The organism is Streptomyces sp. JLSY215 (assembly GCF_059682825.1).
Genome location: NZ_CM185022.1, coordinates 8,131,600 through 8,143,357, shown reverse-complemented (window position 1 = coordinate 8,143,357; position 11,758 = coordinate 8,131,600). Strand labels below are relative to the sequence as shown.

At 72.1% G+C, this 11,758-nt stretch carries 9 protein-coding genes; 7 read left to right on the top strand and 2 right to left on the bottom strand.

Annotation, left to right across the window (positions count from 1 at the left end; translation table 11 throughout):
• Positions 1-36: 36 nt before the first annotated feature.
• From AC5677_RS36155 to AC5677_RS36135, 5 genes are all read left to right on the top strand, one after another.
• Positions 37-1,311, top strand: coding sequence for an MFS transporter (locus AC5677_RS36155; RefSeq protein ID WP_497192111.1), 1,275 nt, complete (start codon positions 37-39; stop codon positions 1,309-1,311).
• Between the two features lie 194 nt (positions 1,312-1,505).
• Positions 1,506-3,020 (top strand): transferase, encoded by a 1,515-nt coding sequence (locus AC5677_RS36150; RefSeq protein ID WP_497192110.1) that lies wholly within the window; start codon positions 1,506-1,508, stop codon positions 3,018-3,020.
• A gap of 226 nt (positions 3,021-3,246) precedes the next feature.
• A complete protein-coding gene (locus AC5677_RS36145) occupies positions 3,247-3,972 on the top strand; it encodes a DUF4328 domain-containing protein (RefSeq protein ID WP_497192109.1) in 726 nt (241 codons plus the stop codon).
• Between the two features lie 313 nt (positions 3,973-4,285).
• On the top strand, positions 4,286-5,392 hold the full coding sequence (locus tag AC5677_RS36140) for an epoxide hydrolase family protein (protein ID WP_497196887.1): 1,107 nt from the start codon (positions 4,286-4,288) through the stop codon (positions 5,390-5,392).
• 131 nt (positions 5,393-5,523) lie between these two features.
• Positions 5,524-6,099, top strand: a complete 576-nt coding sequence (locus tag AC5677_RS36135; RefSeq protein WP_497192108.1) for a hypothetical protein — start codon at positions 5,524-5,526, stop codon at positions 6,097-6,099.
• A gap of 132 nt (positions 6,100-6,231) precedes the next feature.
• On the opposite strand, the gene AC5677_RS36130 is transcribed toward AC5677_RS36135, so the two are convergent.
• Positions 6,232-6,606, bottom strand: a complete 375-nt coding sequence (locus AC5677_RS36130) for a VOC family protein (RefSeq protein WP_497192107.1) — start codon at positions 6,604-6,606, stop codon at positions 6,232-6,234.
• Here AC5677_RS36130 and AC5677_RS36125 point away from each other — a divergent pair.
• Positions 6,596-6,766 carry a hypothetical protein gene (locus tag AC5677_RS36125; RefSeq protein WP_497192106.1) on the top strand — a complete coding sequence of 57 codons (171 nt, stop codon included), beginning with the start codon at positions 6,596-6,598 and terminating at the stop codon, positions 6,764-6,766. The two genes, AC5677_RS36130 and AC5677_RS36125, sit on opposite strands and share 11 nt — an antisense overlap.
• 144 nt (positions 6,767-6,910) lie before the next feature.
• On the opposite strand, the gene AC5677_RS36120 is transcribed toward AC5677_RS36125, so the two are convergent.
• The gene (locus AC5677_RS36120) at positions 6,911-8,482 is read right to left on the bottom strand and encodes an amino acid adenylation domain-containing protein (protein ID WP_497192105.1); all 1,572 of its coding nucleotides are present in this window, start codon (positions 8,480-8,482) and stop codon (positions 6,911-6,913) included.
• A gap of 919 nt (positions 8,483-9,401) precedes the next feature.
• Between AC5677_RS36120 and AC5677_RS36115 the strand changes: the two genes are divergently transcribed.
• Entirely contained in the window at positions 9,402-11,723 is a 2,322-nt protein-coding gene (locus tag AC5677_RS36115; RefSeq protein ID WP_497192104.1) for a tetratricopeptide repeat protein, read from the top strand.
• Positions 11,724-11,758: the final 35 nt, after the last annotated feature.

The following is an 11,758-nucleotide window of genomic DNA, read 5'->3' as shown; positions in this document are numbered from 1 at the left end:
CAGCGCAGGGCGCTGACCTGCCCGTACAACGTCGGTATGAGCAAGCACGCCGTACCTCTCGCTCCCCCCGTCACTCCCCTCCCCTGCCCGCCGCCGGACGAGACCGCGCTCGGGCCCCGGCACTGGCTCAGGGCGGGCTGGGTGATGACGGCCTCCGGATGGAGCGCCAACCAGTTCTCGGCCCTGCTGGGTGCCTACCGCAGCGATCTGGGCCTGACCACGGCCGGTACGAACGCGTTGTTCGGCGTCTATGTGCTCGGGCTCATTCCCGGTCTGCTGCTCGGCGGACCGCTTGCCGACCGGCGGGGCCGCCGCCCCGTCGTCTTCCTGGCGCTGGGCACCTCGGCGCTGGCCACCTGCCTGCTGATGACCGGCCCCGCCGCCCCCGCCTTCCTGTGGCCCGGCCGCTTCCTGACCGGGATCGGCGCGGGCGCCCTGCTGGCGGCGGGCGGCGCGTGGATCAAGGAGCTTTCCTCGCCTCCGCACGGCACCGCCCCCCATCCGGGGGTGGCGGCCCGTCGTTCGGGGCTGTTTCTGTCCGCAGGCTTCGCGACCGGCGGCCTGGTCGCCTCCCTCATCGCCCAGTGGGCCCCGCACCCGATGGTCATCGCCTACGTCCCGCACCTCGTCCTCTCCGCCGTTGCCGCGCTGAGCGCCGCACGGGTCCCCGAGTCCTCGCCGGCCCGCTCCCGCGCGGCGTCGTCGGGACCCGACCCTGTGGCACGGGAGGAGCTGCGCGCCTCGGCGGCCGATTTCCGCCGGTTGGTCGTGCCCGTGGCGCCGTGGGTGTTCCTCGCGCCGGCGGTGGCCTTCGCCACGCTGCCCGGCCTGGTCGACGGCGGCCTGAAGGGCTGGGAGACGGTGTACGCGGGTGTGATCACCGCCGTCACGCCCGGTGCCGGCATCATCGTGGCGCCGTTCGCACGGTCGCTCGCCGCCCGGCACCGCATCGCCACAGGTGTGAGCGGGCTGGCCGCGATCGCCCTCGGGTTGCTGATCTCCGCGCTGGCCGCGGCGCTGGCCCAGCCCGTGATCGCCCTGGTCGCTTCGGTGGTGCTCGGTGCCGGCTACGGCCTGTGCGTCGCCTACGGTCTGACCGAGGTCGCCGCCGTCGCGCCGGCACCTCAACTGGCCCGTCTGACCTCGTACTTCTGGACGGTGGCCTACCTGGGCTTCCTCGCCCCCTATGTGATCACCCTGTGCACCGGCGTCCTCTCGCCGCCCGCGATCCTCACCGCCGCCGCCGTACTGGCCGTGATCACGCTGGCGACCGTCGCCTATCGCGGCACGCGCCGGCCGCGCAGCGACTGATCCGCCCCGGTCGGCCGCTCGTTGTCCGGGGCCTCCCGGCCGAGCAGCGGGTGCCCGCGAGCACGCGCGGTGCCGCCCGGCCGGGGACCGCGGCCTGAACTGGCCGCGGCCGATGGACCGAGGCGGCGGTACAAATGTACGGACGCGTTCCTCGCTGGACGGCGGTGGCGGGGCGAAGTGAGGGGTGGGCCGAAATGTCCTCGCGGTTACGGGCGTTCGCCCGGTTGGTCACGGCGGTCGCGCTGGTCACTGCCTACGTCGCGCTGCACTTGGCGATCACCGCGGGCATGGACCTGCGGGCCCACGACCGCTTCCGCGGCGCGCCGGCGCGGGCCGCCGCGTTCACCGCCGCGCTGGACCGCTACGCCGACGGCGACGTGTCCGCCCGCGCGCAGATCCGTCAGGAAGACACGTGGTTCAAGGAGAACGCTTCGCCAGGGGGAAGCCGGTCCGCGGTCTCGGCCGCCGCCGGGGACGCCGAGAAGGGCAGGATCTCCCGGGCCCGCGAGCGTGCCGCCGGTCTGGCGGCGGAGGTCGGGCGGGAGCGGGCGCGGCTCGACGCGGAGTTCAGCGCGTCGAGGACGGCCGCGCTGTGCTGTGTGGCGCCTGCCGTGGCGCTGCTCGTACCGGTGCGGTGGCTGCGGCGGCGTCGCCGGTCGGGCGCGGCGGAGGTCGTCGACGTGGTCAGCCGGTTCGTGCCGCGTCAGCCGTGGTGGCAGCGGCCGGTGTTCCTGGTGGGCAGCGGCGTCGGGTACGCGCTGTTCGCGGTGGGTGCCTTCGCCGCCCAGGGCTCGCAGCAACAGGGCTACAAAATGTCGCTGGAGGACCAGGCGCTGTTGCTGGCCGGTGGCCTGGCCGCGCTGGGGGCCGGGGTCCTGATCCTGCGCCACACCCGCCCGCGCTCGGCGCGCGGCGCGGCCCAGGCCCTGCTGGCCGACGGCCGCAGGCCCGTGCTCTACCTGCGCAGCTTCGCCGACGACGACACCGCTGCCCAGGTCGACGACGGGGCGTTCGCCAATATCCACTCGCGGGAGGAACAGCTCGCCGGGGCGCTGGGCACCATCGGCCCGGTGATCGCGGTGGGCAGGCCCGGGGAGCCGCTGCCGCGGCTGGGGGCGGCGCGGTTCTACCTGCCGCGCGACGACTGGCAGCCCGCGGTGCTGCGACTGATGGAGCTGTCCCAACTCATCGTGCTACGCCTGGGATTGGGCGACGGGCTGTGGTGGGAGGTCGAGCGGGCCCGCGCCACCCAGCCCGCGCGCAAGCTGGTCCTGTTGGTGCCGGCCGGGCTGCCGGGCGTGGCCGAACGGTTGGACGAGCACCTGCCGGCGCCGTCCCGGCTGGGCGAGTTGGCCGGAAGCGATGCCTGGACCTCCGCCGTCATCGTCTTCGACCGCGAGGGAACGCCCCAAGTGCACCCGGTGGGGCCGGTGCCAGGTGCCACGGTCTCGCGGGCCGCACTCGTGCGCCGCTGGATCCGTGCCGTGAACGGCAGCCCGATCATGGCGGCCCCGCTCACGCCCATGCTCCACCTGGCCCGCGCCATGAAGGCCGCCCTGGCGTCCGTGGGGGTCCGCAAACGGACGATGGCCTGGCGGGCCGGCCTCGCCGCCCAGAAGTCGCTGGGGAAAGGCTCCCTGGTGGTCGGGGCCCTGGCCCTGCTGTCCTGGCTCGGGTTCCGGGCGCTGCAGCTGTTCGGCCTCCGGTAGCGCCGTTCGGTGGGGCGGTCCCGCACGCTGCCCGAAGAGCCGTGACTCGGCAGGAACTTGGCAGGCCATGGCAAAGAACAGGCCTGGCAGAGGCCGGAGTTGGCGGAGATGGCACCTGCCAGCGAACGGACTTGGCACTGACCGGCGACACAACAGGGCGGCGCCCATTACCATCCTCCCGACCCGAAGAATGTCCGGTGGTCGCACGAACTTCCCAGGGGGGATCGTGGACGGTCCACAGCAGGGCACGCCGATGGGTGCGGGCCCGGCCGGCGCGCAGCAACAGCAACAGCCCAGGAAGCTGACCGGCATCGCCGGCGCCGCCACGACACTGGTCTCGCTGGCGGTCGTGGGCGGCGCGCTGAGCACGGCGTCCGACTGGCGCAACTACATCGTCGTCCGCGACTTCGTAGCCGGGAAGGCGACGGTCGCGGACCTCGAGGCGGCCGACACCTTCTCGTCGTACGTGTCGATACCGGGGTTCGTGGTGTACCTCGCGAGCGGCGTGGTGTTCCTGGTCTGGTTGTGGCGGGCGCGGATCAACGCCGAGCTGTCGGGCGGCCCCGCCACGCAGCGCCGGTCCCGAGCCTGGGTGATCGCCGGCTGGATCACCCCGCCGGCCAGTCTGTGGTTCCCGTACCAGGTCGTGTCGGACATCTGGCGGGTCAGTGCGCCCCGGCAGTCGGCCCTTCGCGGTCTGGTCACCGTCTGGTGGCTGCTGTTCGTCGCCGACACGATGACCAGCCGGGCCCTCGTGAAGTTCTACCTGGCGAAGGAGATCACCCTGGAGGGGCTGCGCAGCACCGCGAACATGGCCACCCTGGGCACGGCGCTCGACGCGGCCGCCGGCGTGCTGATCATCGTCATCATCAACCGGATCACCACCTGGCAGACCTGGAGGCTCGCCCTGAACGCCCCCGGAGTCCTGGGCCGGACACCGGGCAACAAGTAACCCGCCGGGAGCCTTGAGGACTTCGCGGCTGCGGCCTCCTCGGGACGACGCGGGCAGATGAGCTATCGAGCCCCGTGCGGTCGGCGGGGGTGAGGGTGATGACGTTGCGGCGTCGGTCGGCGGGGTCGAGTTCGCCGCGGATGCATGCGGCGTCGGCGGGCTCTTTGAGGTCGGCAGCCGGGACGGGGCGGATTCAGGAGTCGGGCTCACGGGGGGGTCCTCCACCTCTTGCGTTAGTGGCACTAACAGCCTAATTTCATTAGCACCACTAACGTTAGTGTCACGAACGATGGATCCCTCTGGAGTGCAGACCATGATCAAGCCGTTCCGCATCGACATCCCCCAGGCCGACCTCGACGACCTGACCGACCGCCTCTCCCGCACCCGTTGGCCCAACGAGGTCGCCGATGCCGGGTGGGACTACGGCTTCCCGCTGGCGCGGCTGAGAGAGCTGGCCGAGTACTGGCGCACCGACTACGACTGGCGGGCACAGGAGACCAAGCTCAACGAGCTTCCGCACTTCACCACCGAGATCGACGGCCAGAACATCCACTTCGTCCACGTCCGGTCCGCGAAGCCGGACGCGCTCGCGCTGATCCTCACCCACGGCTGGCCCGGTTCGTTCCTGGAATTCCTCGACGTGATCGAGCCGCTGTCGCGCGACTTCCACCTGGTGATTCCGTCCATCCCGGGCTACGGCTTCTCAGGGCCGACCCACCAGCGCGGCTGGGACATCGTCCACATCGCGCGGGCCTGGGCCGAGCTGATGCACCGTCTCGGCTACGAGCGCTACGGCGCGCAGGGCGGCGACTTCGGCTCGGGCATCTCCACGGCGCTCGGCGCGGTGGCACCCGAGCAGGTCGTCGGAGTCCACGTCAACTACCTGCCGACCCGGCCGGACCCGGATGCGAACATCGAACTGTCCGCGACGGATGAAGCCCGGCTGGACAAGGTCCGGCAGCTGATGGCGAATCGCCCGCCGTACCAGGCCCTGCAGGCCACCACCCCGCAGACCATCGGCTACGCGCTGACCGACTCGCCGGTCGGCCAGCTGGCCTGGATCGCCGAGCGCTTCGCGCACTGGACCGACCCGCGCTCGGAGATCAGCGACGAGCGGATGCTCACCGACATCTCGCTGTACTGGCTGACCGCCACCGCGGCCTCCTCGGCGCGGCTGCACCGCGAGGCGCCGCGGCGGATCGAGCCGTGCCCGGTGCCGATGGGGGTGGCGGTGTTCGCGCACGACATCACGCAGTCGGTGCGACCGCTGGCCGAGCGACTGTACGACATCCGGCACTGGTCGGAGTTCGAGCGCGGCGGCCACTTCGCCGCGATGGAGGTGCCGGAGCTGTTCGCCCAGGACGTCCGGGACTTCTTCCTCACCCGCATCGAGCACGACCAGCAGGTCGCCATCGGCTGAGCGGCACGCATCGCGGGCCGCCCGACCGCGCCCGGGTCAGAGCGTAGCGAGTGCGCAGCGGCGTCGGCCGGACGCACCTGCTCCGCCGGAAACGCTGCGCGGGCTTCCGCGGCGGCTGACAGGATGCCCGCATGCCGAACGTTCAGCCGATTACCTATGTGCGGATAGCCGAAGTCCTCATCGAGCTCGGAATGATCACCCGGGAGAAGGCCCACAACGTCCTGGAGGAAGCCGCCAGTTACGCAACCGAGCCGATCAATCGGCGCCACGTGATTGCCGGCGCCCTCCCCGACTTCGGCCTGGCCGTGTCCCTCCACACCGATGATGTCGACTTCGCCGACGCGCACTACGAATGGCTCCTGAACGAGGCAGCCGCCCTCACCGGCGGCAAGGTCACCATCTCCCACTACCGCTTCGAGAAGGACAACCCGGACGACGAGGACTGCGGCCTGGGGACGATGCACTTCGAATGCAACGGCACGCCCCTCTCCTTCGGCATCCAGCAGGAGTCGAACGACTACCTGGACATGGGAGCAGCGCAGGACGCCATCGAAGCGCTCAGCCCTCCTGATGACCCCCGGGACTTCCGCTGCGTCGAGCGGGATGGCGCGTACCTCCACGACGACATCATGGTCCTGGCCACGGCCGAGCAGCGTGAAGGTCTTCTCCAGCACCTGGGCATCACCTTTCAACGCCCTTGGCGCTGAAGCCCCGACATCGGCGACAGGTGCCCGTGACCCCGGCCGGGCAGGCGAGCGGGCGAGCCACCGTGCGTTCCCGTCGACCGGTGGCCCGGCCGGGCACCGCGTTTCGGGTGCCCGGCCAGGCGCTGTCAACGGTTACAGGTACGGGCGGGTGATCAGCTCAATCGCATGACCGGCGGGGTCCTTGAAATACACCCCGCGGCCGCCGTGCTCGTTGTTGATCTCGCCGGGGCGTCGCATCTGCGGATCGGCCCAGTGCTCTATGTCGCCGTCGCAGAGTCGCTGGTACGCCCGGTCGAACAGCTCGTCGTCGATGAGGAACGCATAGTGCTGCATCTGGATGTCCACCGGCGGCTCGGCGAACTGCAGCAGCACGCCATCGGTGAGCTGGATGTTGATGAACGGGCCCCAGGACGGTGCTTCCGCAATTTCCAGCAGGTCTCGGAAGAACCGAGCCGACTCGTTGCGGTCCTTGGCGGCGATGATGGTGTGGTTGAACGTGACTGTCATATGGCTGGCCTCGCTGGTGTTCGACGCGGAAAAGGGATTCACCGTGCACAAGCACTGGGAGGTCCGCGTGCCGAACTGCGAGGGCGCCTACTGGGGTGCCTACTGCGCACCCGCGATGCGATCAGCCCTCCACCGGGAGGCCAATCCGTGTGTGGCGTAGCGCCGGTCCGGTGTTCACGTCGGGTGATGTTAGTGGATTGTTCTGTCCGCGGCCAGTGGTAAACGATCATCTGCCGACCGGATGTGGCGCAGCGTCATGTGCAGAGGGCCACGGCAGCGCGCCCGCCCCCAGCGGGTTCCGGTGTCACCCACGGGCCGCCCCCTCGTCCAGCCAGCGTCGCAGCGCGGTGCGGTCCACCTTGCCGTTCGCGTTCAGCGGCATGGCCCCGATGGCGCGTACCGACCTGGGCACCATGTAGGGCGGCAGGCTGTCCGCGGACGCCGCGGCCACGGCGGCCGGATCCGTCGCTCCGCACATCACGGCGGTGATCGTGGCCGGGTCCGGCCACATCAGGCACACGGCGTCCACCGCTCCGTGCCGGCGCAGCGCCGCTTCGATCTCGCCCAGTTCGATCCGGTAGCCGTCGACCTTGACCTGCTGGTCGTTGCGGCCGATGCAGACCAACTGGCCGTGATGCATCCGCACCAGATCGCCGGTGCGGAAGTACGTCCTGCCGTCGCGGACGAAGAAGCGCTCGGCGTTCGGCCCGGGCGCCTGCCAGTAGCCGGGCGTGGTCTGGGGGCCGGCCACGCACAGTTCGCCGGTGACGCCGTCCGCGACCGGCGTCAGGTCCTCGTCCACGATGAGCGTCTGCAGGCCGGGGTACGGCAGGCCGATCGGCAGGTTGTCGTGCACGCACAGCGCGGGGCTCTGCCGCGGGTCCCAGCGGTAGACCGTGCAGGCGATGGTCAGCTCGGTCGGACCGTAGAGGTTCTCCACGACCGACCCGGGCGCGGCGGCCTGCCAGGCCTCGGCGGTCGCCCTGGGCAGTGCCTCGCCGCAGAACAGGCTCCAGCGCAGGGTGGGCATCGATCCGGGCGTCAGAGCGCCCCGCTCGCGGAGTGCCGCGGCCACCGACGGCACCGAGAACCAAACGGTGATCCCGTTGCGCTCCAGGTAGGCGAAGGGTGCGGACAGCTCCCCGGGGTCCATCGCGCAGACCCGTGCGCCGTTCTCCCAGGCCATGAAGAGGTCGAAGACCGACAGGTCGAAGGTCTGATCACCGATCTGCGTGAGCCGGTCGTCGGGGGTGAGCCGGTAGCGGTCCTGGTTCGTGTCGAGGAAGGACCGGACGTTGGAGTGGGTGATGGGGACCTGTTTGGGCTCACCGGTGCTGCCCGAGGTGAAGAGCACATACGCCGGGTCGTCGGGGCCGGGGTCGGGCAGCTGCTCCAGCGGAGCGGCGGCCGCGAGATCGGCCGCGTCCAGGACCGGGCCGTCGCCGAGCGGCGGGATGTCCGTACGCAGGCTGTCGGGCAGCAGTACGGCGGGCTGCCGAGGCAGGCCGTGCAGCAGCTGTGGCAGTTGGGGCAGCGACGCCTCGTCGACGATCAGCGCGTCGAGGCCAGACCGCTCCAGCATGGTCCGGGTCCGCCGCGGGGGGAGCGCGCGGTTCAGCGGGACGAAGGCCGCTCCGGCGAACAGCGCGGCGGCCACCCCCAGGTAGGCGGCCTGGTTGCGGGAGGCCAGGACACCGACCCGCCGCGGCCGGGGTCCGGCCGCCTCGACGACCAGGGCCGCCCACTGCCGGGCGGTGTGGGCGACCTCCTGGTAGGTGTACTCGCGCCGGCCGATGGTCAGCGCGATGTGGTCGGGAAGGGTGTGGGCATGGTGCAGGAGTCCGACGCCCAGGCGTCGGTTCAGCGCCGTGACCATCTCAGTCCCGTGGAATCGAGGCGGCCCGGGACACGGTGGGGGCCTGGCGGCGGACGGGGACGGCGCAGCGGCGGGCACCTGGTGCCGGGGGCTGCGGCAGGACGCGGGGCGGGGGTGAGTCGCTCATGCCTCCACCCTGCCGACCAGCGGCGCTCCGCGCCTGTTGGCGGGCTGCGGTCAGGGGATGCCACCGGGTGCGCCATGGGGAGGAGCGCTGCGGGTGCGGGGGGTGCGCGTGCCTGCGTACGGCGGCGCTGCCGAGGGGGCCGGTCGGCGGAGGTGGGTGAACGGGTGGGTGAACGGGGCGACACGCCGCCGGGCCCGGCACCCTCCCGTCCGGCATCGGTGTCGGCGAACGGCCGGGGCGGACCGGTCGCGGCCGTCGGGCCTGACATGGCGGCAGGGGCAAGCCGTACGGGCGGGGACCGGCAGCGGCGTTCTGCGGTGCTGCCGGTCCCCCGGCATCACCACGCGGACGGGTCCGGTGAGAAGAAGGAAGACACGGAAGACTCCCGGTCGTTCGGACGACCGGGCCGCGGGCTGTCCGCACGGCCCGGACACGGGCAGGCTGATGAAGCGCCTGGCGGGCCATATTCATCAAGCTCCCTTCCGCAAAGGTCGCCACGCACCTCGCGTGTGGGAGGAACCCAAGAAAGGCGAGCCGGGCACTCCAGCGAATTCCCGTCGGCGGAGCGGCAGCCCACGCGGGGCGCCGCGCTCCCTCGGAGCGGGCTGGTCAGCCGGTGTTCTCAGGGGGGCGGTTGGCCTAGGGTGACGCTGTCGATGATGTGGGCTGGAGGGGGACGTCCGTGGGTGCACGGATCGCGGTGGCAGCGGATACGGCCGGGGCAACGGGGGCCGGCGGAAGCGGGGTTGGCCGAAGTGGCCGCGCGCTGCGTGTCGATGGGACGGCGGGGTCGTGAGCGAGGATCGTGCGCCGCATGCCGCGGCCTACGGACAGGGGCGGATCTTCCAGTCCGAGCGGGACATCCAGATCACCGAACACCACCACCACGGCGCGTCACAGGCCGCGCGGGCGGCAACCGGTCCCGCCTCGGTGCGGGTGCCGCTGTCGGCACCGCTGCGCACGGCGCTGCGCGACAGGGAGGAACTGCGCGAGGAGCTGGTGGCCGCGCTGAGCGCCGGCGGCGGAGTGCATGTGCTGCACGGTTTCGGCGGCTGCGGGAAGACCGCGGTGGCACGGTGGCTGTTCGACCAGGCGGCCCCGTCGGGGGTGGCGCTGTGGGTGGATGCCTCCACCGAGTCGCAGCTGCGCGCGGGCATGCTTGCCGTGGCGGCGGACCGGGGAGCGACGCCGGAGGAGGTCAGGGCCGCGCAGGAGGGGCGGCGGGCGGCGGCCGACCTGGTGTGGCAGCGGCTGGACGCGTCCGCGGAGCCGTGGCTCCTGGTGCTGGACAACGCCGACGACCCGCGGCCGCTGCGGGACGGCTGGCTGCGCGCCTCGCCGCGGGGGACGGTGCTGGTGACGTCCCGTCAGGCCATCGACCCGGCCTGGAGCGGGGTACGGGCGAGGATGCACCGGGTGGCCGAGCTGCCTGTGGTGGAGGCGGCGCAGCTGCTCCACGATCTGGCGCCCGGCGAGCACCAGCCGGAGGCGACGGTGCGGCTGGCGGAGCGGCTGGGGTGTCATCCGCTGGCGCTGACCCTGGCCGGAGGGTTTCTGTCGCAGCAGGTGCTGGAGAGCTGGACCGTCGAGGAGTACCTGGTACGGCTGGGCGAGGATCCCGTGGGCCTGCTCGATCGCGGGGCGGGCCTGGAGAGCGGGGCGCGGGAGCGGCTGAGCCGCACCTGGCAGCTGTCGCTGGATGCCCTGGCGCAGCGCGGTCTCCCCGAAGCCCTGGGCGTACTGCGGTTGTTGGCGTGCTGGGGGCACGCACCGGTGCCGGTGGGCCTGCTCGCCCCCTCCGCGGTGCTGGCGGTGGGCGTGCCCGGGGTCGCGGCGGAGCGGATCGAAGCCGGGCTGCAGGGTCTGTTGTCGGCATCGCTGGTGGATCTGATCGAGGTGCCCGGTGGAGCGGGCGGCCGGCCCGTACGGTGTCTGACGGCACATGGTCTGCTGCTGGAGACGGTCGCGGCGGGGGTGCCGCCCGAGCGGCGCGCGCCGTTGTACGAGGCGGCCGTCGCGCTCGTGGACAGGGCCGTGCCCGAGGGCGGTGACACGGGCATGGCGCGGCTGGTGGAGCCGCACGTCCTTGCGCTGCTGGAGAACGGCGCCACCGCCGACGCGGTGCTGGATGCGGCGCGCCGCCTGCGGGACGCACACGACGCGGCAGGCCGGTGGGCCGATGCGCTGGCCTTCGCCACGGGCATCGCGCGGGCCGGAAGGACGGCGGACGGCGCGTCGCAGGCGGCTTTCCGGGACGTCCGCGCGGTCGCCGACGCCATCGCCCTGGGGAAGGTCATCGACCTCGGCGGAGACCTGTCGGGCGCGGAGCCCGTGCTCAGGGAGGCGCTGGACGCCGCGAGGGCGTGGGCGGACGAGGAACCGCTGCTCCTCGCCGAAGCGTGCAAGCGTCTGTCGGGGCTCTACGGCAGGAGCCACCGGCTCGCCGAGGCCATCCAACTGGCCCGCGAATACGGTGAGATCACACAGCGCGTTCTGGGGCCGGCCCATGCCGAGACCGCCGAGGCGATCTATCTGGAGCTGGATCACCACTCCATGGGAGGTCGCTTCGGGATCGCGCTGCGGCTCGTCCGGCAGCTGGCGGATCTGCTGCCGGACCTTCACGGGGAGCGAAGCGAGGACATCGCCGTGCGTTCCGTCCTGATGGCGGCGGCCACGAGGCGGGTGGCGCTGGTGGCCGCGCAGAGCCCCGGAGCCACGGTGGTGGACGAGGTACACGAGCTCAGCTGGGACCGGATCGGGCGGGAGTCCCAGGAGGCCCTCCAGGCTCATATCGGCTACTACGGGCCCGATCACCCCCGTACGGCGGCAGCCCGGCACAACTTCGCGCTGACGTCCTGGGAATGCGGTGACCAGGAGACGGCGATCGCCTCGATCCGCCGGGCACTGGCCACGCGTCGGACGGAGCTGGGCGACGGCCATCCGTTCACCCTCGAGGCGATCGGTGACCTGGCCCGGATGCTGGCGCTCAAGGGCGACACCCAGGAGGCGGCCGGCCTCGCGGAGCGCGCCCATGCCGATGCGCTGCGCACGCTCGGTCCCGAACACCGGATCACGGTGATGTGTGCGGCGGCACGGGAGATCGCCGGGTCGTGAGCCGTGGCGGCAGGGGCAGACCTGCCGCCACGGCG